Here is a 20495-nt window from a genome sequence, read left to right on the forward strand (position 1 = left end):
CATCAGTTACTGATGTTTTCCCCCTAATACCTTTCCCGAGCAATAGGCCGATAAAGCGCTATCCCTAGGGCATAACATCTCTTAGAATGCGCTTTTGTTTCAGTCTGAATGAAGCCGTCAGGGGACACCATGAAGCCGACCAGCATCACCCATCTGTTACAGTTAAAACAACAAAAAACAAAATTCGCCACCATCACCGCTTACGATGCCAGCTTCGCCAAGCTGTTTGAAGATCAGGGCATCCGCGTCATGTTAGTGGGTGATTCACTCGGAATGACGTTACAAGGGCACGACTCCACGCTGCCTGTCACCATTGAAGATATCGCCTACCATACGCGCGCCGTGCGTCATGGTGCGCCACACTGTCTTTTACTCGCCGATTTGCCTTTCATGACCTATGCCACGCCGGAACAAGCCTGCATAAATTCAGCTACGCTGATGCGAGCCGGAGCCAATATGGTCAAGCTGGAAGGCGGTAGCTGGCTCGTTGAAACAGTGCAAATGCTAACCGAGCGCGCGGTGCCGGTTTGTGCACACCTTGGCTTAACGCCACAGTCTGTGAATATTTTTGGCGGCTATAAGGTTCAGGGGCGCGACAAAGACGGTGCCGACAAGCTGCTCGAAGATGCGCTGGCATTAGAATCCGCCGGTGCTCAGCTGTTAGTTTTAGAATGTGTGCCTGCGGCGCTGGCAAAAACCATCACCGAAGCGCTGCGTATTCCGGTTATCGGTATTGGCGCGGGTAAAGACACCGACGGCCAGATTTTGGTCATGCACGATGCCTTGGGGATTACCGGCGGACATACGCCTAAGTTTGCCAAGAACTTCTTAGCGGGCCAAAGTGATATTCGCGCAGCCATTCGTCTATACATTGAAGAGGTTGAACAGGGTTTGTATCCGGCTGCGGAGCATACTTTCAACTAATCGGTCAGTCCGTGTCTAGCCTCTCGTCAAAGGGAGGTTAGCGTGGCTCATAAGTTTGGAGAACCACTGTGTTAATCATTGAAACAATCCCTTTGCTACGTCGTGAAATCCGCCGTTGGCGTCAAGAAGGCAAGCGCGTTGCGCTGGTGCCGACGATGGGAAATCTGCACGAAGGTCATCTCACGCTGGTTGAAGAAGCGAAAGCGCGGGCTGATATCGTCGTCGTTAGCGTATTTGTGAATCCGATGCAGTTTGATCGCCCTGACGACCTCGCTCGCTATCCGCGTACGTTGCAGGAAGATTGTGAAAAATTAACGCGCCTAGGCGTGGATTTGGTCTTCGCTCCGTCTGAAAAAGAAATCTATCCGAAAGGCTTAGAACAGCAGACCTACATCGATGTACCGTCACTCTCTACCATGCTGGAAGGCGCAAGCCGTCCGGGACATTTTCGCGGCGTCTCGACCATCGTGAGCAAACTGTTCAATCTCATCCAGCCAGACATTGCCTGTTTCGGTGAGAAAGATTTTCAGCAGTTGGCGCTGATCCGCAAAATGGTTGCCGACCTCAGTTTTGATATTGATATCGTGGGCGTGCCTATCGTTCGCGGTCAGGATGGGCTGGCGCTGAGCTCACGTAATGGCTATCTCACGCCTGATGAACGTCGCTTAGCCCCTCGCCTATATAACATCATGAGCCATTTAGCGACTCAGTTGGAAAACGGCGAACGCAACATCGACGAGCTGTTAGAACAGACCGCAGGTCGCTTGCGGGAAGCCGGTTTACAGCCTGACGAACTGTTCGTTCGCGATGCTGACACTCTGCTAGACGTGAATGTGGATACACAAACCGCGGTGATTTTGGTGTCTGCATGGTTAGGTAAAGCGCGTCTGATTGATAACATGCGCGTGCCATTCAACGCAGAAAGCTAATTGTTTTGCATACAGTGGTAAACTTATTTATTAAAATATAGTAGACCGCTTAATCGGTAACAAAGAGAACTGCCGCCTCTGATTTCAGGGATGGCCGCCATCAATAGATGTTAATGAAGGTATTGTTATGGTACGCACTATGTTGCAAGGCAAGCTGCACCGCGTCAAAGTGACTCAGGCAGATTTGCACTACGAAGGTTCCTGCGCCATCGATCAGGATTTTTTAGACGCCGCGGGGATCCTGCAATATGAAGCTATCGATATCTACAACGTAGATAACGGTCAGCGCTTCTCGACCTACGCGATTGCCGCCGAACGCGGTTCAAAAATTATTTCCGTCAACGGTGCTGCGGCTCGCTGTGCATGCGTCGGCGATACTATGATTATCTGCTCTTACGTACAGATGTCTGATGAACAGGCTCGCTCACACAATCCTAAAGTTGCCTATTTTGAAGGTGATAATGTGATGAAGCGCTTGGCTAAAGCCGTTCCTGTGCAGGTGGCGTAATTATTTAGTTTCCCCGCTCTCATTGACCCCACCCTAACCCTCCCCTTCGCAGGGGAGGGAACCGTTCGGAGCTGTTTAAACGAATCTCGTGCGGCTCCTCCCCCTGCCAAGGGGGAGGTTGGGAGGGGGTTGCTGCAATAACGAATACCCAACCCTAACCCTCCCCTCCGCAGGGGAGGGAACCGTTCGGCGATGTTTAAACGAATCTCGAGCGGCTCCTCCCCCTGCCAAGGGGGAGGTTGGGAGGGGGCTTTCACAACAGCAAAATATTATTTCACCGCCGCCGCTGGCACCTTAACCACACCAGCATCCGGCTTTTCTGGCACCGGCTGTGGCTTGTTAGCAATGAGTGACGCCATGCTTTGCACCGAATCCGTACGCAGCACATATAAACGCTTCAACGCGAACGGGTTGTCACCCATTCGAACCCTTCCTTTCACCGTCGTCACCGCTAGATGAAATCCTGCATCACGCGCCGCGTCCATCGCCTTTTGGTTATAGCCTCCGAAGGGATACGACAAATATTGAACATGCGGATTAAACTGCGAAAGCGCCCTTCTCGAATGTTGGAAATCAAACAAAATATTATGATAAGAACGGCTGAATAAAATTGGCTGTTTGTTTGCACTCACGCGATGTAAAAAGTGCGTATGCGACTGGATATCAAATACATCCTGCATCTCACGCAGTTCTGAAATGCTCGTAAACTGTAACCCGTTAGGGTTCCAAGCCTGCGGATGACGTTTGATGCGCGAAGAGATAATAAACGCCGTCGCGCGTTGCCCATTCTGTTTGAGCACCGGATACGCATAGCGATAGACCGATTTGAGTCCATCATCAAACGTCAGCACCACCGCTTTGGCAGGTAAGTTCATGGTGCCGTTTAAGTAGCCTTCCAACTGATACATAGAGAGCGTGGTATAGCCCGCCTGTTTCAAATAGGCCATTTGGTTGCTAAATGCCACGTCAGACGTTGTGGTCGACGTATGGCGAAAACGCTTATTCTCTTCATTTTTCAGGATATGATGGTAAGTCAGCACCGCAATGCCGTTATCCAGCTCCGCGTCCAGTTCGCTCACATAGCCAAGACGATCGCCTAAGTTGATTTCATACCATGTCTGGTTAAGGCGATCCTTTTGTTTATTCAGGATCGGATAACGCAGGTTTTCCTCCAGCGTGGCGACTGGCGTACTTTGATTATCAGCTTGGCTATACACGGTCACCGAGCGACTGGTGACAAGATTTTGAAAACTTTTCTTGCGCAGATCGCCCAAGTTATCACGCGGCGCTTCAGGGTTTTTACGCTCGCTCAGATCTTCACGCGCGATAAAGCCAGTGCCGTTGCCAAAGCGAAACTCGTAATACTCAGCATCGGCCTGAAAGACGTTCAGCACCTGTCCCTGCTTAATTTGCCCAACGGGGATCACATGCTCTCCCACCAGCGAATAAATTTCACTATCACGCTCGGCTTGCATGTATTGATATTGCTGCCAGCTATCGGGCAACAAGTCTGCAAGGGCCGTTTGCGGTATAAAAATAACATAGAGAGAAAACAGCAATCCGGCTGTTATTGATTGAAATAGCTTCATTTTTATATTTAGAAAAGTCAGGTGCCATCAGGCATAGAAATCATTCAGGAACAACAGAATAGCATGGGTGATGGGTTAGGTGCATGGTTAAAAGAGGAACAGGAAATGGTGGTGTAAACTTATGAGGCTCCCCCTCCCAGCCTCCCCCTTCGCAGGGGGAGGAGCCGCTCGAGATCCGTATAAACGTCACTGCACGGTTTCCTCCCCTGCGAAGGGGAGGGTTAGGGTGGGAGCAATCCCCCACTAAAGCTTCCCTTCACTCCCACAGATTCTAATCTTCTCCTCAACCACTTCGCGCATGGCCTGTTTACCCGGCGTGATATATTTGCGCGGATCGTTCGCGTCAGGATGTTCGGTAAAGTAGCTTTTTACCGCATCCGCAAACGCGATTTTCAGATCGGTGGCAACGTTCACTTTGCAGATCCCAAGCCCTATCGCTTCACGTACCATATGTTCTGGAATACCCGATGCGCCGTGCAGCACCAGCGGTATATCAACGGCCTTGCGCACTTCGGCCAAACGAGCAAAATCCAAATGCGGTTCGCCATGGTACAAGCCGTGCGCCGAGCCGATGGCCACAGCGAGGGAATCAATGCCAGTGCGCTGAACAAACTCACGTGCTGCGGCAGGATCGGTAAAGAAGCTGTCTGCGCTGTCAACGTTTAGGTCATCTTCTTGCCCGCCTAACCGCCCCAGTTCAGCTTCCACGCTCACGTCATAACGCTGACATAGACGCACCACTTCAGCCACCGTGCGAATATTCTCTTCAAACGCAAAGTGCGAACCATCAATCATGACCGAGCGTACGCCGGCGGCCACTTTGGCACGGATATCGTCCAGTTTTTCGTGGTGATCCAAATGCAACGCTAGCGGTAAATCATGTAGGTGCGCAGCTTCTTGGCAAATAGATACCAAATAATCAGTACCGGCGTAGGTAAATGTGCCCGGAGTACCGGCTAAAATCACCGGCGATCTCAGCGCGGCCGCGGTTTCCACCACCACTTGTACAGTTTCTAAATTATGAACGTTGAATGCGGGTACGGCGTAACCTTCGCGCTGAGCCTTTTTGAGCATTTCCCGGTTTGAAATCAGGTACATAAAATGGGCTCCTTAAATACCGTCTAAGCTGACGGAATCATTTTGTTGTTGATTACACTTTTGTTCTTCGTGCCACAGGCTGGTCACACCACGCCGCCCGCACTCCAGCGCCATATCGCGAAACGACTGAGGGTTCATCCCTTCTCGCTCTAGCATCATCTCTGCCGCAAGCTGCATATTGGTGCCGGTAATCACTTGATAATCTGCATGTTGCTTAGCAATTATCGCTGCCTGCCGAAACGGCGAGCCACCCAGTAAATCGCTCAGGATCACCACGCCTTCCCCGCTATCACAGGCCGCACAGGCTTGCTCTAACATCACCATCAGCTCAGTAGTGCTCACGCCTTCAGGAAAATCCACCGCACGGCATTGCGACTGCTCACCAACCACCTGTTCCACGCCCTGCAACAGTCCGCTGGCAAAGCGGCCATGTCCGGTAATCACTAGACCTAACATCGCGCCTCCTTAAAGGAATCCAATAAACTTGCCAACCACGCCAAACAACACCGTTAAACCGATCAGTTTCACCGGTGAAAAACCGCGTTTCATTAGCCAAAACACCAGCAGCGTGAAGCACAGCGGCAAAAGATTGGGCATCAGCTTATCCAGTACGTCTTTCTGGAGCGCGACGCTGGCTTTACCCGCATGCATCACTAACGGCGTTGAGAGATGAACGTACGACGCCACCAGCGCCCCGATCACCGTCATCCCGACAATTGACGCCGCATGAGATATCTTTTTGGTGTGAGTTTTTAGCAGCGCCAACGCGCTGGTGCCTGCATGGTAGCCGTAATGCGCCAGCCCGAAACGCAGGCCAAAATGCACAACGTTGAACATCAGCAGGAAGACAATCGGCCCAAACAGGCTGCCCTGAAGCGCTAACGAAGCACCGATACCGGCGCAGATTGGCAGCAGGGTGAGCCAAAACAGTGCATCACCAATGCCGCCCAACGGCCCCATCAGCGCCACTTTGACCGCACGGATGGTGGATACCTTTTCTTTGCTGCCTTCCATTGCCAGCACCAGGCCGGAAAGGAATGTCACATCGAAGGGATGCACATTGATAAACTCCATGTGCATTTTCATCGAGTTCGCCAGATCCTGAGGGTTCTTATGAATCTTGCGCAGGCCAGGGATCAGGGTATACAGCCAGCCGCCCGCCTGCATACGTTCATAGTTGAACGAGGCTTGTAACAGCAGAGAACGCCATGCCATGCGATTTAGGTCTTGCTTGGTCAAGGCTTCCGCTGGCGTGCTGTCGATATAGTCGTCTTGCTCAACTTGGCTAGTCGCCAAGGCCTGCGCCATACGCTGCTCGGCTTTGGCCGCCATCACAGCTTCGTTGTCATTAAATCCCATCTTCCATCTCCTGAGCATGAGTCGAAGAAGAAGGCGCGTTAGTATCGCCATCCTGTTCGTTGCGGGAACGGTTAAAGAAGTCGATCAACGCGATGGCGAATGCGCCCAAAGCAACGGCGATAATCGGCATATTGAGAAAGGTCACGGAAATAAAACCAAGGATGAAATAAGCCACATAGGTCTTTTTCATCATGATTTTCATCAGCAGTGAGAAACCGATGGCGGGCATCATTCCGCCTGCAACGGCCAGACCATCCAGCAGCCACGTTGGCGCTTTCTGCACCATCGCACTGGCGGCGTCGGCACCGAAGTAAACCGGTAAGAAGGCCACAATGAAGTAGAAGCAGAATAGAATAGCTATGCCGAGATAGTTCACGCGCTCAATGCCGCGCCAGTTGAGCTCTTGTACCATTTTGTCGCACTTGTGCATCATCGGGGAAAACGCCGTGAACAGCAGCGTGATACAGCCCTGCACCGCGATAGCAAAAGGCACCGCAATGCCTATCGCTACTTTGGGGTCGGCATGGGTCAGAATGGCAAACGCGGTACCAATGACTCCGCCAATCACCACGTTTGGCGGCTGAGCCCCCGCCAGCGGCACCATTCCCATCCAAACCAGCTCTAATGAACCACCGACCAGCAGGCCGGTTTGCACATCGCCTAAAATCAGCCCGACCAGCGGGCCAATCACTACCGGACGATGGAAATGGGTGAGACCATCGAACAGGTCTACCCCCGCCAGTCCGGCTAATAAGCCAATCAATAACGCATCTGTAAACATGGTTTACTCCGGTTATGCTAAGAGTTTGGCAATGGATTCACCGGACTCATCCGGCACGCGCCGAACTTCACAGGTGATACCCAGTCTCTCCAGTTCGCGAAACGCCGCCGTATCGCTGTCATTCACGGATACGGTTTTGTGGATCTGCCGTTTTCCCTCGGCAAAGTGCATATTGCCAACGTTGACGAAGTTGATTGGCACTCCGCCTTTCACCAACGTGAGGACATCCTGTGGGGTTTTGCATACGATGAAAATTTTCTGCCGATCGGCCGCTTTATGAATCACGTCGATGGTTTTCTCCAGCGTGAAATAGCGGGTTTGAACGCCTTCCGCCACCACCATATCCATCAGGTTTTGCTGTACCGGATCGGCTGCTGCGGCGTCATTGGCAACCAAAACCAAATTAGCCCCTAGCGTATTTGTCCACGTCACACCTACCTGTCCGTGAACTAATCGGTTATCAATGCGGGTCATTAAAATATTCGGGGTCGACATGCTCCACTCCTGACTTGTTATTTTGCTAAATGAGTGTTGATGGAACGAACTGCGGTAAACGGATAGATTTCCACCCCTTTCACCACGCGGTTGACTTCCCCTGTCGGGCACGGATTATCTGGCGTCATGCCCAGTGCCAAAGACGTTTCAAACGCCAACATCTGCAAATACATCAGATAAGGAAATAGCAGCCAGATATCATCCAGATCGCTATCGAGTACGGTATGGAAATCTCCCGGCGTACCGCTCAGCGCTACGATCTGCTTAGCCAGATCGTCATGGCGCAGTTCACGCAGTAAATCAGCGTCGTAGCGGTGGCAATAAGCCTCGGAAGACATCATCAGCAGCACCAGCGTGTCGCCATCCACCATGAATTTCGGCCCATGGCGCACGCCCATTGATGAGTCATAGCGCGTGGCAATCCGTCCGGCGGTGAGTTCGAGCATCTTCAGCGCGGCTTCCTCGGCGATACCGGTAAAACAGCGTCCGCCTAAGACCATCGCGCGCTTAAATCCGCTGTTCGCCAGCGCTTTTACCTGCTGTTGCCAATGCTGTTGTTCACGACTGCACAGCGCGGTCATCTGTTGTAACGACGGTGCGCTCTGCGCTAGCGTTAACGGTCCTAGCAGCAGAACGGTAGCCAGCGTCATGCAGCTAAAGCTGGAGGTCATGGCAAAACTTTGATCGTGCGAACCCTGCGGCATAATCAGCGAGCAGACATTGCGTCGCCCTTCTGCGTAGCGCGCCAGTGCCCCATCGGGGTTGCAGGTCAGCATTAAATGGTGGCAATGCGGCAATATCTGATCGGCTAAGCGCACGGCCGCGACGCTTTCAGGGCTATTGCCTGAGCGTCCGTAGGACACCAGCAACGTAGGCCGCTCAGGGTCCAGATATTGCAGCGGCGAAGGCACAATATCGGTGGTGCCATAGGCCACTACGTCCAAACCACATTGCTCGCGCAGCCAAGGAGCCAGCGCACGTCCCACAAACGCCGACGAGCCCGCGCCGCATAACACAATTTGCAGAGTAGGATCGGCCAATAGCGGCTGCAAAAACGGCTTCCAATATCCCTGACTCTCGCTCAACTCATCGTGTAGCTGTCGCCACAGGCGTGGCTGCTGATCGATTTCACGCGCGGTATGTAGCGCATGGTGCTCATGCAGCCATGCTTCAGAATAGGAAAACAGCTCACTCATACTAAGGCTCCTTGCGCCTGAGATTGGATAGTTTCAGCCTTGGGTTCGCAGGCTTCGGCGTAGCTCAAAAGTACACGCTGTATTTTGTCTAGAACCCACTGCTGTGGATCTTGACCCAGCGTTCCGGCGTTCAACGCCTGTGCCTGTTCGGGGAGATACTGGCTGAGCAGCGCCATCGGAACCGGATGACTGCGCAGATTATTCATCAGTAAATCAACGGCCTGTTGTACCTGAGGATGAGGCCAGTAGTAGCGAACGCGGTCGCTGAGGCTGTATTGGCGATCGATAAATTGTTGGTGTGGAGAACCGTGGTAATAGCGATTCCACTGCTGCGGCTGCTCGCGCATCACTTGCTCCAGCGTGTCACGTAGATGTGCCGCTTTAAGCTCACCGTTCCATTCACGATCGATACGATCGAGAGCAAACAGTGCTTCACGTAACGCAAAGGTTAAGGCTGGGCCAACTTTTAAGATCGCAAAGTGATCGCGCACCAGCTCGCGATAGGCATGCGGCGTTTGGTAGTCGGTGGAATGAGCTTCATAAATCATATGCGGCTGGCTTTCGATAAACTGGCTCAACGCCTGTGCTTTTTCCGGCTGGTAATGCACCACGCTGTGGTGATCAAACTCGACGCCCGGCTGTACGACTAGCGCAATCACTCTTTCCCACACGCTGTCCAATCCAGCCTTGCACCATGCCTTTTGGTGGATATCCAGCGTCGCCGCCGCGGCCTGCGGCGTGGTGACCTGCATGCCGTCCATATCTTCTTGAGCACCACCGGGAACCGGAACTTCGGTACCAATCACATACACCGGACGTTCACCGCCCGCCTGCTGCCACGCTTTCTCTGCCACCGTACAAAGACGAGCCGCTCGTGCGGCAACTTCCATATCCCCCAAAGGAACAGGATCGCCGAGGCATGACATAGAACAATCGAGATGGATCTTGCGAAAACCGGCGCTCACGTAATCATGGATCAGCGTTTCCGCGAGCTGCATGGCTTCATCAGCGCTGCGCTCCTGCCAAGCATTGGGCCCGAGATGATCGCCGCCTAACCACACCCGTTCGCGCGATAACCCAACGCGGTCGGCCTGTGCCCAAACCGCATCACGGAACTGCGCGGGAGTCATACCGGTATAGCCACCAAACTGGTTAACCTGATTTGAGGTTGCTTCAATCAAGACCGCGCTGTGGCGGGCTTTCGCCAGCAGTAAGGCACTTTCTAATACCCACGGATGCGCGGAACAGACCGAATAGATCCCCACCGCCTCGCCCGATTTGTGGCGACGGATAAGCTGTAATAAAGGCTGCATGATGTCTCCATGCAGGCATATTTAATCGATCAAGAATGTCGATCAGTCGTCGGCAATAATCACTTCTACGCCGAGTTCTGTTAATGCCCGCTTGTAGTTGTCGGGGATCCGGCTATCTGTGATCAGCCGGTGGATCTGACCGGCCTCACGGATCATGCAGAAGCTTTTGCGGCCAAATTTGCTGGAGTCCACCACGGCGATAATTTCATGTGCCACCTCGCACATCACGCGGTTGAGGTGAGCTTCGCCGGTATGTGGCGTGGTTATTCCTGCTTCCAGGTCAAACCCATCGACGCCCAGAAATAAGGTATCAAAGCGATGTTGACGCAATTGCTGTTCTGCAGCCGGACCATAGAGCGAATAGGAGTTCTGACGAACGCTTCCGCCCAGCACCATCACTTCAATCCGTTCAAACCCCGCCAGTTCATAGGCGATGTTCAGCGCGTTGGTCATGACAACCAGATCGCGTCGCCCCTTGAGGTGCGGCGTAATCTGCGTTGTGGTCGATCCAGAATCTAAAATCAGCGTATCGCCGTCTTTCACGTACTCCGCCGCTTTGGCAGCGATACGCGATTTAACGTCGCGATTCATGCGCCCTTTGTCTTGCAAAGGCCGATCAAACGCGAATTGCTGATTAAGCATGGCGCCGCCGTAAGAGCGCAGCGCACAGCCTTTTTGTTCCAGATAACGCAGGTCGTTACGGATGGTGACGCTCGATACCCCAAACCGCGCGCTAAGAGGTTCAACGCGCACGCTGCCCTCGTGGCACAACAGGTCAATAATCTGTTCGCGGCGTTTTACGGTATCTAACGTCATATCCATGACTCCTTGGAGTGTGGTGTTTGAATCAAGAAGCTTTCGCTCTCTTTCGAATGCATTACAGCAAAGGCAGTGAAGTGAAATTGTGATCGCGGTTACAGCCTACTTTTTGGGCAAAATAGGCCAAAAAACCTTTCGATGTAAAATACAGTGAAAGCCAGACAACGAAACAACGAAGGGGGAAATTTGTGAGTTGAATAGCTCTCTAGCGCTTCTCACAGAGAAAATACCCGTTAAAAAACGAAAGCAGGTTCTTTTGAAGTGAAGGGTTAAGATTTTATTTAGCGAAGTGACAGTGATCACATTTTAAAAAGTTAGCAATAAATCTGACGCGACTTTGCTGTCTGATTTTAGCTATGGATATGGTGGCTGTTAGGCAGGTAATACCGAAATACAGATGGCAGTTTTAACGCGGCGAGAAATAAAAAAACCGCTACAACGGCAGAAGCGTGAGCGGTTTTTTTAACGCCGTTAGAATTAGCCTTTACGCACGCGTGCAGCTAAACCTTTCAGGAAGTAACGCAGCAGTTGGTCACCACATTCACGATAATGTTTGTGGCCGTCGGCGCGGAAAATAGCGCTCAGCTCGGATTCGGTAATCGCGAAATCCTGAGATTTTAAGATCTCAATAATATCCACGGATTTCAGCTCAAATGCCACGCGCAGCTTTTTCAGAATAATGTTGTTGGTGATACGGCGTTCAACTTTTGGCGCAGGATACTTTTCGTCTTTGCCACGTTTGAAGAAGATCAGGCCATTCAGGAAATATCCCATTACGACGTCAGGGCAAACCTTAAAACCTTCTTCGCCTTCTTTGGTTACGAAGCTCGCCATTTCTTCCAGCGTCACCTTGGTGTCGGCCAGAGCTAAGATGCTGATCATTTTCTCATTATTCAGATTCAGCATGTAGCGAACGCTGCGTAAAACATCATTATTCATCATTACCGGGTACATCCTCTCGATTTTAGTTCGCAAAAAGCGTCAGGGCGCATTATAGAGATATTCTGTGCTTCACGTTGAAGAAATCGTCATCCGTTTGCATTGAAGGCTCTATTCCCACGCTTTTGGCTTCTAATTCTCGATGTTACAGGCCTCCGAACTACGCACCATTACCGGTGGATGGCGGTTTTGTTCGTGCCACAAACTGGTCGCTTGCCCACGTGTTAGCTCTAACGCATGGTCGCGGAACTCAGAAGCGGTGAGTATCCCACGCTGAGGGAACAGCTGAATCATCGCACCTAAGCTAATTCCCACCACCACTTCGCATTTAGAATGCTTATGGCTCATCAACGCTGCGCTGCGAAATGGCGCCGCGCCTAAAATATCGGTAATAAAGACGACACCATCACCGCTGTCTGCGGCGTGCAGCGCATCGCACATCATTCGGCTAAGCATATTGGTGCTCAGCCAATCAGTGTATTCCACGCTGATACATTGCTCTGGCAGCGCCCCCAGCAAATGCTTGAGTGATTTTAGCGTACCACTGGCAAAGCCAGTATGTCCTGCTAATACAATCCCTAACATGCGCGTTCTCCCCTTGCTGCTTGATACGGCATCCTGCCGTTCGTCGCCATAATAAATAATAAAATCTGCTGCTGGCTTTTAGGAGCAGACTCTCAGATTAGTCTCATAAGTATTAGGGTTTATCAGGAAATGACGTTCACCGCAGCAAACATAATCAATGACGATGCAGGAGTGTGAGATAAGGCAGAAATGATGCTATTTAAAACAAAAAAGCCCCCGTTTTCACGGAGGCTTGGGGCGATTAGGAACGCAGACCGCGCCCACGCTCAATGAGGTACCACGCCAACAGGTAGAACACCACGATAAATGCCAGCAATACCACGAAGGTAAAGATAAGCGGCACATCGTTAATGCCTAGGAACCCAAAGCGGAAGCCGCTGATCATATAGACGATAGGATTCAGCTTAGATATCGCCTGCCAGACAGGAGGCAGCAGGGTCAGCGAATAGAATACGCCGCCCAGATAGGTCAATGGCGTCAGCACAAAAGTTGGCACCAGGCTGATATCGTCAAAGGTTTTAGCGAATACGGCGTTCAGCAGCCCGCCTAGCGAGAACAGAATCGCGGTACACAGCAGCGTTGCAGCGACAACGCCCCAGCTGTGAACATGGAATGGTACGAAGAATAATGAAACCAGCGTCACCAGAATCCCTACGCAGACGCCACGCGCCACACCGCCGCCGACGAAACCGGCGATGATCACGTGCGTTGGCACTGGCGCAACCAGAAGCTCTTCAATGTTGCGCTGAAACTTCGCGCTGAAAAACGACGACGCCACGTTGGCATAGGAGTTCGTAATCACCGACATCATGATAAGACCCGGCACGATAAACTGCATGTAATCAAAACCATGCATTTCGCCGATGCGAGAACCGATCAGATTGCCGAAAATGATGAAGTACAGCGTCATGGTGATAACCGGCGGCACCAACGTTTGGATCCAAATTCGGGCAAAACGATGAACTTCTTTGGTCCAGATACTTTTCAGCGCGACCCAATAGAGTGCGTTCATGCCTTTTTCTCCGTATTCACACGCGGTTTTTCATCATGGTCGTGGACTAAGGTCACGAACAGCTCTTCCAAACGGTTAGCTTTGTTACGCATGCTCAATACCTGAATTCCCTGTGCGCTTAGCTGGCTGAATACGCCATTCAAACCTTGCTCACGCAGCACTTCAACCTCCAGCGTTGAGGTATCACGCAGGTGGTGCTTATAACCATCAAGCTTCGGTAGTGGGCTTTTCGCCGCCAAATCCAAAATGAAGGTTTCAGATTTCAGCTTTGAAAGCAGCTCTTTCATCGAGGTGTTTTCGACCAGCTCACCGTTCTGGATAATGCCGATGTTGCGGCACAGCATCTCAGCTTCTTCCAGATAGTGCGTGGTCAGAATAATGGTGGTTCCTTGAGCATTAAGCTCTTTCAAGAATCCCCACATTGAACGACGCAGTTCAATATCGACACCCGCGGTCGGTTCATCAAGAATCAGTAGTTTTGGCTCATGCATCAGCGCACGGGCGATCATCAAACGGCGTTTCATGCCGCCAGAAAGCATACGAGCCCGCTCGTCACGTTTTCCCCAAAGATCCAACTGCTTGAGGTATTTCTCCGCACGAACCAAGGCTTCTGAGTGCGTGACGCCGTAATAGCCTGCCTGATGAACAACTATCTGCATCACCGTTTCAAACGGGTTGAAGTTGAACTCCTGCGGCACCAAACCCAACTGGCGTTTAGCGTTAACGATGTCACGGTCGATGTCATAACCGAACACGTTGACCTTACCGGAGGATTTATTCACCAAGGAGCTAATAATGCCGATGGTGGTCGATTTCCCTGCGCCATTTGGCCCAAGCAGGGCATAGAAATCGCCAGCCTCAACCTGTAAATCAATACCGCGCAGCGCCTGCACGCCACCCGCATACGTTTTGGTGAGCTGGGAAAGTTCCAGTGCGTTTGTCATTATGATTAGCGTACCTTTGCGCCTGAGCTATCAGGCTTTTTTTGGAACGGTTCCCAAACAGTAATAAGCAGAAACCGTCAATAATCGGGATGTGAACGTTGACCGAAGAGTGTCTATTTTACATAGCCATAACAGTATTAGCTACCGTATTTACGGCTTATAGGCACCTGATGCTAATATACTTTTTGAGGAACATTTGCATAACTTAATGTTAACGGATGGTAATTTTTTCAAGGAATAACGCCGTTATTTTCTATGCCATTTTTTGCTGAAGGCACTGTTCCGATTTCAAAACTGTGACGATTAGCCTATATTAACCATCGCAAACCGCATGTTACAGACGATTAACCTCAATGAAAGAAATCGAAAAACTTATTGCGAATAACCATGCATGGTCGGATACCGTGAGCCAAGAAGACCCAGAATTTTTTGGTCGTCTTGCTCAATCACAACGTCCGCGCTTTCTATGGATTGGTTGTTCTGATAGCCGTGTACCGGCTGAACAGTTAACAGGGCTGGAAGCTGGCGAACTCTTTGTTCACCGTAATGTTGCCAATCTGGTTATCCATACCGATTTGAATTGCCTGTCGGTTGTTCAATATGCCGTCGACGTATTACAGGTTGAGCATATTATTATCTGTGGCCACTTGGGCTGCGGCGGGATTGAGGCTGCGGTCGAAAATCCTGAGCTTGGGCTGATCAACAACTGGCTGCTGCACATTCGCGACCTATGGTACAAACACAGCTCGCTGCTGGGTGAACTTCCGCCAGAAAAACGCTTGGATACCCTGTGCGAACTGAACGTGGTTGAGCAGGTCTATAACCTCGGTCATTCCACCATCATGCAATCAGCATGGAAACGTGGACAAAAAGTGATGATCCACGGATGGGTTTATGGTCTGAAAGATGGCCGCCTGCGCGATCTGGATATCACGACCACGAGCCGTGAAACCCTCGAACTGCGTTATCGCAACGCCATGTCTACCCTGCTGCAACAAGGCTAATTAGACACTTGCGTGACAACACAACCGCTGACGTTCTTAATGTGATAACAGCGGTTGTGTTTCCTTTCCAATAAACGCTGTCGTCATCTCTAGCGCAACGCTAATGATGATGCCAAACGAAAAAACAACGCATTAACCCCTTCTAATAATGCCAGCTCAACGAGCTTTTCGCGTTGCAGCAACGGTATTTTTCCACACACATCGTCCCATAGCTGTGTCCCAATGCTTTCATCATTCGACTTGAGTCGATAAAACGCCCTCGTCTCGTTTACCTGATGTAAATGCAGCACCTCTTTAACCTCTTCAGGCAGGCTATCGATATGGTATTCAATCGTTTTCCCATCGCGCTTACGCCTTATCCATTCCGATTTTCTCGCATGCGAATGCAATCCCTGCGACGTTGTGGGCAAAGGCGCTATCTCGGTGAGTTGTTTCGCCGTAAACCATTCTGATTCCATAATCACTTCCTTCCCAAGGGATACTCGGTATCCACATTAATAGAAATTGCTGTAACGGGAATTAGTAATAACACCATTTCTTAAAATTGATAATTTAAGAATGTTTTATAGAAAATTAACTATTAAATTTAACCATAGAAACAAGCAATTAATAAAAACAAAATATTCACCACCCAGATCAATTAACGGATGAACATCTAAAGTTTTATTTTATATTGTAATTTAAACTTAAATCACTTTTAACTAACGCTTATTATTGCTAGATTACGCTTCCACAACGCAACAAAAAAACAACATCCATAGGAAGGATAAAAATCGAAAGATAGCTTATGTTTTTAGTTGTGTTATTTAGTTAATGAATAAATTAACTCACCACGCAATGGAAGGCTAAATACTCAATAAACACTATTTGAGGTAATTATGAGCCTATATCGTTCATTTCTTTTTTTAACAACCGCTATTACGCTAATGCTCTCAGCCTATGCCAGTGCAGTTGATGGAGTCATCCATTTTATTGGCAGCATAGTTGATAGTGATTGTAATATCAGCCAAATACAGTCATCGCTTCAGGCAAGCTGTTACAGAAATGGAAAAGTGTTCAGACAGACCACGACAATTAATGAATCGAATGGAAAAGTATTTTTGCCTGAGAATCTTGGCTGGACTCAAATTGAGCCAGTGGATGAAGAGAAGAATTTAAAGCTTCTTACCATTAACTATTATTAAATAGTCTAAACAAAAACGCCGTCAACAATGACGGCGTTTTTTTGTATCAACAAGCTAACTTATTCGTCTAACATGACCACCTTGCCGATATAAGGCAGGTGACGATAACGCTGAGCGTAGTCAATGCCGAATCCAACCACGAATTCGTCAGGAATAGCGAAGCCAACATATTCAACTGGAACATCAACTTCGCGGCGGCTTGGTTTATCTAATAAAGTACAAATAGCCAAAGATTTAGGGCCGCGCAGGGCAAATAACTCACGCACTTTGCTCAGGGTATTACCTGAATCAATAATGTCTTCAACGATCAATACGTCTTTTCCGCGAATATCCTCATCCAAATCTTTCAGGATTTTAACGTCACGGGTGCTATTCATACCGTTGCCATAGCTAGACGCGGTCATGAAATCGACTTCATGCGGAACATCAATCTGGCGGCAAAGATCAGCCATAAACATAAAGGAACCACGTAGCAAACCAACCAGAACCATCTCGCTGCCGCTATCACGGTAATCTGCTGAAATCTGACGGCCTAGTTCAGCAATACGCTGACGCACTTCCTGTTCAGAGATCATTACTTCAACTGTATGTTTCATCGCTATATACCTTTAGACCGAGTCCTGTAAATCGTTCTTTCACCTCTACCAACCCTTCATCATAGCGCCAAAATGCACCGAGTTGCCGCATTCATGCTGACAGTTTTTAATGATGAGAGGAGGAGTGGAGCGTTTAAGGGCGCAGAGTATAGCAAGGTAATAGAGCGCCGTCATGGGCAGCGCTCTTCTCATCACCTACATAAATAATTTTGCTAAGAAATTAAAAACGGTCGGTTTTAACAATTTGCTCAAACGGCAACTTGCCGATACGTGGATACGGTTGGCTCACGCCTTTTCCGATCGCGATCATCAGGCAAATTTCATAGTGTTCTGGCTTATTGATGATTTTCCCAACGGCGTCAAAATCAAAACCATCCATAGGGCAGGAGTCGTATCCATGCGCCTTAGCAGCCAGCATCAGCGTTTGGGCAAAGATACCCGCGCTGCGCATAATTTCGTCGCGTTGGGTCTGCGCTTTGCCACGATAGTAGCTATCCACGGCAGGCACCATATATTGCTGCACAGGCTCGGCGGCTTCTGCCCAAATATTTTTTACCTGAGATTCCCAGCTAGAGAGATCGCCGCACAGCACGACCAGCATCGACGCATCGGTAACCTGAGCTTGGCCCCATGCCGCTTCACGAATTTTCTCACGCTGGGCGCGGTCTTCAATCAGCAATGGACGCCAATGTTGCAGATTAAACGCACTTGGCGCATTTTGCAGCGCAATATTCAGCAGCTCTTTTTTTTCGTCCAAAGTCATGACATAACCAGCATCAAACTGCTTAGTCGCACGACGTTGTTGGATCACTTCGATAGCATTCATTTTCAGTTCCGTCCTCATTATTACTTTCACCAAACCATTGTCATTAAATTAGACCAGTTGTCTAGTGATGCTTTGAGGCTGTTAGATTTTTACGCTTAATAAGCTCAGCTCACCGTAAACGACATCATCATTCCCGTATCTTCATGCTCGAGCAGATGACAATGCGCCATGTACGCGCGTTCTTTCGGTGCTTCGTGATCGAATTTCACCAAAACTTCGCTTCGCCATCCTTCAACACGTACCGTATCTTTCCAGCCACTACGATGAGCCGCTGGCGGTTTACCGTTTTCAGAAAGGATACGGAACTGCGTGCCATGGATATGGAATGGATGCAGCATCATGTCGCCTTCACCGGAAATGGTCCATTTCTCGTAGGTGCCACGTTTCACATCAAACATCGGTTTGGCCATATCAAACGCAATACCGTTGATTTTGTTGCCGTGCATGAAGTCATAACCCGCAGACATTTGGTTATCCTGCTCCATGCCGCCATGATGCATTTTCCCATGGCCCATCTGACCATGAGTCATTTGCCCTTGCATCTGACCGTGATCCATACCGGCCATATTACCGTGACCTTTCATATCCATGCCTGCCATCGACGCCATGCCATAGCGCTGCATCATCATTTGCATGCCCATCATGTCGAGTTGTGGATCCATCATCAGCTGTAACCAACGCGTTTTCACATTATCCGCGGCGGGAACAGCAGGCATATTGACTAAAGCATCAGGCAATTTTGCTTCGTTACTCTTCAGCGTAGGCTGAATATGCAAAACAGGCAGAGCACGATCGAACGGCGGCAGCGTCATCCCCATTTGTTTGACCGGCAACGTGATAATATCGAACGCCTTACCGTCGCGAGTATCCACTAAAACCTCAAAACGCTCACCCATCAGGATCGGCAGTTCCGTCAATTTAACCGGCTCGCCCAGCAATCCACCATCGCTGCCCACCACATACAAAGGGCGTCCGTCGCTGGTCGCCAGATTTAATGAACGCGCATTACATCCGTTGAGGAACCGCAGTCGCAACCATCCACGCGGCGCGAGGTGCTGAGGGTATACTGTGCCGTTGGTCAGCATCATATCGCCAAACCATCCTACCGCCGCCGTCATGATATCGAGCTGGTAATCAATATGGCCTTTGGCATCAAGGCGCTTGTCTTGCAGGATCACCGGCACATCGTCAACGCCCCACTCTTTGGGCAATGGCAGCTTCGCACTTTCCTCATCATCAATAATAATCAGGCCACCTAACCCCATCGCCACCTGACGTCCAGTTAAACCATGCGTATGCGGGTGGAACCATGCGGTTGTTGCCGGTTGATCCACTTTAAACTCAGCCGTCCACATTTTGCCTGGCTCAATCACCGCCTGCGGGCCACCGTCAGACGTGCCCGGAATCTCCATGCCGTGCCAATGCATGGTGGTTGCCTCTGGCAGCGCGTTGGTAACATTAATCGCGACGTCCTTACCTCGCTGCAAACGCATGGCAGGCCCTAACAGCGGGCCATTAATGCCCCACGTTGGGGTTTGCATCCCCGCCTTCCATTTCATGCTACCGGTTTGTACATTCAGCGCTATTTTTCCTGCGGCATCTGGCGTGAGTAGCGCAGGGATCGGTAATGTAGGATGCTCGGCGGCAAAAGCAGCACGGCTCCATAAAGGTAAGGCGCTGGATGCCCCTAGCATGGCAGTCAGTTTGATAAAGTCGCGGCGAAGCATGTCAGATTCCCTTGTGCGTCAGTGAGTAGACTCGGTTAAACTTAGACGTGTTTAGCTTCATACGTGAAGCTACGAAATGTTTAGCTGCAGTTAACTATTGCCATTTTAGGGTAGACCTTCCAGTAAGGGGAAAGTCAAGCTAGCACTTGATTTAATGGAAAGTAGGTTCCAAAAATTGATTGATGAAATGAGCAAGAAACACTGTAGAAACAGGGCTGAAATATGATACCGTCAAGCTACAACTACATAATGTGCATCTGTTTATGAAAAAAACCTCGCTGGTGCTTTTGCTTTTAGGTTTGCTGAGTTTTACCTCTGCCAGCCAGGCTCTTGATGATATGCAATCCGAAGATTTAGCCGATCTCACCGCTATCTTCGTATTTCTAAAAAATGACTGTGGTTATAACGATTTGCCCAATGCGCAAATCAAAAAAGCGATCGTCTTTTTTGCCAATCGTAACGGATGGGATTTATCCAACTATAACACCAAGAAAATGAAAGCGTTGGGTGAAGATAGCTATCACGATCTCAGCCGAATTTCGATGCCAACCGCAACGAAATGCAAGTATCTCGCCCGAGATTCTCTGAGCCTGCTCGCTTACGCTAATTAATCTATCCCCATAGCAGCCATTTAAACGGCAGAGCTTATCTGCCGTTTAATATATCA

23 protein-coding genes are annotated in these 20495 nt (G+C 50.0%); 6 read left to right on the forward strand and 17 right to left on the reverse strand.

The window, feature by feature from the left end:
- Nucleotides 1–129 precede the first annotated feature (129 nt).
- The 3 genes from panB to panD all read left to right on the forward strand — a co-directional run bounded on the left by panB (nt 130) and on the right by panD (nt 2361).
- On the forward strand, nt 130–924 hold the full coding sequence (gene panB / locus CPY98_RS16390; protein WP_025800277.1) for a 3-methyl-2-oxobutanoate hydroxymethyltransferase: 795 nt from the start codon (nt 130–132) through the stop codon (nt 922–924).
- Nucleotides 925–992: 68 nt separating this feature from the next.
- On the forward strand, nt 993–1853 hold the full coding sequence (panC, locus tag CPY98_RS16395; protein ID WP_096388450.1) for a pantoate--beta-alanine ligase: 861 nt from the start codon (nt 993–995) through the stop codon (nt 1851–1853).
- 127 nt (nt 1854–1980) lie between these two features.
- A complete protein-coding gene (gene panD, locus CPY98_RS16400) occupies nt 1981–2361 on the forward strand; it encodes an aspartate 1-decarboxylase (RefSeq protein ID WP_008814566.1) in 381 nt (126 codons plus the stop codon).
- Between the two features lie 269 nt (nt 2362–2630).
- Here panD and CPY98_RS16405 read toward each other — a convergent pair whose 3' ends face one another.
- From CPY98_RS16405 to CPY98_RS16465, 13 genes are all read right to left on the reverse strand, one after another.
- A complete protein-coding gene (locus CPY98_RS16405) occupies nt 2631–3950 on the reverse strand; it encodes a polysaccharide deacetylase family protein (RefSeq protein ID WP_096388451.1) in 1320 nt (439 codons plus the stop codon).
- Between the two features lie 243 nt (nt 3951–4193).
- On the reverse strand, nt 4194–5048 hold the full coding sequence (locus CPY98_RS16410) for a tagatose bisphosphate family class II aldolase (protein WP_096388452.1): 855 nt from the start codon (nt 5046–5048) through the stop codon (nt 4194–4196).
- 12 nt (nt 5049–5060) lie between these two features.
- Entirely contained in the window at nt 5061–5504 is a 444-nt protein-coding gene (gene agaF, locus CPY98_RS16415) for a PTS galactosamine/N-acetylgalactosamine transporter subunit IIA (RefSeq protein WP_043495348.1), read from the reverse strand.
- Nucleotides 5505–5513: 9 nt separating this feature from the next.
- Nucleotides 5514–6407 (reverse strand): PTS system mannose/fructose/sorbose family transporter subunit IID, encoded by an 894-nt coding sequence (locus CPY98_RS16420; RefSeq protein ID WP_025800282.1) that lies wholly within the window; start codon nt 6405–6407, stop codon nt 5514–5516.
- Nucleotides 6397–7188: a PTS N-acetylgalactosamine transporter subunit IIC gene (gene agaW, locus CPY98_RS16425; RefSeq protein ID WP_025800283.1), complete on the reverse strand. Its 792-nt coding sequence runs from the start codon at nt 7186–7188 to the stop codon at nt 6397–6399. Before agaW ends, CPY98_RS16420 begins: the two co-directional genes overlap by 11 nt.
- 12 nt (nt 7189–7200) lie before the next feature.
- Nucleotides 7201–7683 carry a PTS N-acetylgalactosamine transporter subunit IIB gene (gene agaV, locus CPY98_RS16430; RefSeq protein WP_025800284.1) on the reverse strand — a complete coding sequence of 161 codons (483 nt, stop codon included), beginning with the start codon at nt 7681–7683 and terminating at the stop codon, nt 7201–7203.
- Between the two features lie 17 nt (nt 7684–7700).
- Entirely contained in the window at nt 7701–8879 is a 1179-nt protein-coding gene (locus CPY98_RS16435; protein ID WP_043495350.1) for an SIS domain-containing protein, read from the reverse strand.
- Nucleotides 8876–10192, reverse strand: coding sequence for a D-tagatose-bisphosphate aldolase, class II, non-catalytic subunit (locus CPY98_RS16440; protein ID WP_096388453.1), 1317 nt, complete (start codon nt 10190–10192; stop codon nt 8876–8878). Before CPY98_RS16440 ends, CPY98_RS16435 begins: the two co-directional genes overlap by 4 nt.
- A gap of 42 nt (nt 10193–10234) precedes the next feature.
- Entirely contained in the window at nt 10235–11008 is a 774-nt protein-coding gene (agaR, locus tag CPY98_RS16445) for a transcriptional repressor AgaR (protein ID WP_043495353.1), read from the reverse strand.
- A 480-nt stretch (nt 11009–11488) separates the two neighbouring features.
- Nucleotides 11489–11953, reverse strand: a complete 465-nt coding sequence (locus CPY98_RS16450) for a DUF1456 family protein (RefSeq protein ID WP_025800288.1) — start codon at nt 11951–11953, stop codon at nt 11489–11491.
- Between the two features lie 129 nt (nt 11954–12082).
- The gene (locus CPY98_RS16455; protein ID WP_046448738.1) at nt 12083–12535 is read right to left on the reverse strand and encodes a PTS sugar transporter subunit IIA; all 453 of its coding nucleotides are present in this window, start codon (nt 12533–12535) and stop codon (nt 12083–12085) included.
- A gap of 241 nt (nt 12536–12776) precedes the next feature.
- Nucleotides 12777–13547 (reverse strand): ABC transporter permease, encoded by a 771-nt coding sequence (locus tag CPY98_RS16460; RefSeq protein WP_040045359.1) that lies wholly within the window; start codon nt 13545–13547, stop codon nt 12777–12779.
- Nucleotides 13544–14491: an ABC transporter ATP-binding protein gene (locus CPY98_RS16465; RefSeq protein ID WP_025800291.1), complete on the reverse strand. Its 948-nt coding sequence runs from the start codon at nt 14489–14491 to the stop codon at nt 13544–13546. The genes CPY98_RS16460 and CPY98_RS16465 overlap by 4 nt, the downstream gene beginning before the upstream one ends.
- A 353-nt stretch (nt 14492–14844) precedes the next feature.
- On the opposite strand from CPY98_RS16465, the gene can reads away from it, so the two are divergent.
- On the forward strand, nt 14845–15495 hold the full coding sequence (gene can / locus CPY98_RS16470; RefSeq protein ID WP_025800292.1) for a carbonate dehydratase: 651 nt from the start codon (nt 14845–14847) through the stop codon (nt 15493–15495).
- 89 nt (nt 15496–15584) lie between these two features.
- Here can and CPY98_RS16475 read toward each other — a convergent pair whose 3' ends face one another.
- Nucleotides 15585–15953 carry a DNA-binding protein gene (locus CPY98_RS16475; RefSeq protein ID WP_043495357.1) on the reverse strand — a complete coding sequence of 123 codons (369 nt, stop codon included), beginning with the start codon at nt 15951–15953 and terminating at the stop codon, nt 15585–15587.
- Between the two features lie 420 nt (nt 15954–16373).
- Between CPY98_RS16475 and CPY98_RS16480 the strand changes: the two genes are divergently transcribed.
- Complete coding sequence (locus CPY98_RS16480; protein WP_043495358.1) at nt 16374–16679, forward strand: hypothetical protein; 306 nt, start codon at nt 16374–16376, stop codon at nt 16677–16679.
- 59 nt (nt 16680–16738) lie between these two features.
- On the opposite strand, the gene hpt is transcribed toward CPY98_RS16480, so the two are convergent.
- The 3 genes from hpt to cueO form a co-directional block, all read right to left on the reverse strand.
- Entirely contained in the window at nt 16739–17275 is a 537-nt protein-coding gene (gene hpt, locus CPY98_RS16485) for a hypoxanthine phosphoribosyltransferase (RefSeq protein WP_025800295.1), read from the reverse strand.
- Nucleotides 17276–17495: 220 nt separating this feature from the next.
- Complete coding sequence (locus CPY98_RS16490) at nt 17496–18101, reverse strand: nitroreductase family protein (protein WP_043495359.1); 606 nt, start codon at nt 18099–18101, stop codon at nt 17496–17498.
- 104 nt (nt 18102–18205) lie between these two features.
- Nucleotides 18206–19828, reverse strand: a complete 1623-nt coding sequence (gene cueO, locus CPY98_RS16495) for a multicopper oxidase CueO (RefSeq protein ID WP_096388454.1) — start codon at nt 19826–19828, stop codon at nt 18206–18208.
- 263 nt (nt 19829–20091) lie between these two features.
- Between cueO and CPY98_RS16500 the strand changes: the two genes are divergently transcribed.
- Nucleotides 20092–20439, forward strand: coding sequence for a YacC family pilotin-like protein (locus CPY98_RS16500; protein WP_025800331.1), 348 nt, complete (start codon nt 20092–20094; stop codon nt 20437–20439).
- Nucleotides 20440–20495 lie beyond the last annotated feature (56 nt).

This window comes from Hafnia sp. CBA7124, from assembly GCF_002355555.1.
GTDB lineage: Bacteria > Pseudomonadota > Gammaproteobacteria > Enterobacterales > Enterobacteriaceae > Hafnia > Hafnia alvei.

Excerpts from the sequence above, each read along its gene's own strand:
- CPY98_RS16460 (WP_040045359.1), bottom strand. The coding sequence starts at position 13,547 with ATGAACGCACTCTATTGGGTCGCGCTGAAAAGTATCTGGACCAAAGAA.
- CPY98_RS16435 (WP_043495350.1), bottom strand. The coding sequence starts at position 8,879 with ATGAGTGAGCTGTTTTCCTATTCTGAAGCATGGCTGCATGAGCACCAT.
- hpt (WP_025800295.1), bottom strand. The coding sequence starts at position 17,275 with ATGAAACATACAGTTGAAGTAATGATCTCTGAACAGGAAGTGCGTCAG.
- CPY98_RS16455 (WP_046448738.1), bottom strand. The coding sequence starts at position 12,535 with ATGTTAGGGATTGTATTAGCAGGACATACTGGCTTTGCCAGTGGTACG.
- CPY98_RS16480 (WP_043495358.1), top strand. The coding sequence starts at position 16,374 with ATGAGCCTATATCGTTCATTTCTTTTTTTAACAACCGCTATTACGCTA.
- CPY98_RS16420 (WP_025800282.1), bottom strand. The coding sequence starts at position 6,407 with ATGGGATTTAATGACAACGAAGCTGTGATGGCGGCCAAAGCCGAGCAG.
- agaR (WP_043495353.1), bottom strand. The coding sequence starts at position 11,008 with ATGACGTTAGATACCGTAAAACGCCGCGAACAGATTATTGACCTGTTG.
- panD (WP_008814566.1), top strand. The coding sequence starts at position 1,981 with ATGGTACGCACTATGTTGCAAGGCAAGCTGCACCGCGTCAAAGTGACT.
- CPY98_RS16440 (WP_096388453.1), bottom strand. The coding sequence starts at position 10,192 with ATGCAGCCTTTATTACAGCTTATCCGTCGCCACAAATCGGGCGAGGCG.
- agaV (WP_025800284.1), bottom strand. The coding sequence starts at position 7,683 with ATGTCGACCCCGAATATTTTAATGACCCGCATTGATAACCGATTAGTT.
- CPY98_RS16465 (WP_025800291.1), bottom strand. The coding sequence starts at position 14,491 with ATGACAAACGCACTGGAACTTTCCCAGCTCACCAAAACGTATGCGGGT.
- CPY98_RS16490 (WP_043495359.1), bottom strand. The coding sequence starts at position 18,101 with ATGAATGCTATCGAAGTGATCCAACAACGTCGTGCGACTAAGCAGTTT.
- CPY98_RS16450 (WP_025800288.1), bottom strand. The coding sequence starts at position 11,953 with ATGATGAATAATGATGTTTTACGCAGCGTTCGCTACATGCTGAATCTG.
- cueO (WP_096388454.1), bottom strand. The coding sequence starts at position 19,828 with ATGCTTCGCCGCGACTTTATCAAACTGACTGCCATGCTAGGGGCATCC.
- agaF (WP_043495348.1), bottom strand. The coding sequence starts at position 5,504 with ATGTTAGGTCTAGTGATTACCGGACATGGCCGCTTTGCCAGCGGACTG.
- CPY98_RS16405 (WP_096388451.1), bottom strand. The coding sequence starts at position 3,950 with ATGAAGCTATTTCAATCAATAACAGCCGGATTGCTGTTTTCTCTCTAT.
- CPY98_RS16475 (WP_043495357.1), bottom strand. The coding sequence starts at position 15,953 with ATGGAATCAGAATGGTTTACGGCGAAACAACTCACCGAGATAGCGCCT.
- can (WP_025800292.1), top strand. The coding sequence starts at position 14,845 with ATGAAAGAAATCGAAAAACTTATTGCGAATAACCATGCATGGTCGGAT.
- CPY98_RS16500 (WP_025800331.1), top strand. The coding sequence starts at position 20,092 with ATGAAAAAAACCTCGCTGGTGCTTTTGCTTTTAGGTTTGCTGAGTTTT.
- agaW (WP_025800283.1), bottom strand. The coding sequence starts at position 7,188 with ATGTTTACAGATGCGTTATTGATTGGCTTATTAGCCGGACTGGCGGGG.
- panB (WP_025800277.1), top strand. The coding sequence starts at position 130 with ATGAAGCCGACCAGCATCACCCATCTGTTACAGTTAAAACAACAAAAA.
- CPY98_RS16410 (WP_096388452.1), bottom strand. The coding sequence starts at position 5,048 with ATGTACCTGATTTCAAACCGGGAAATGCTCAAAAAGGCTCAGCGCGAA.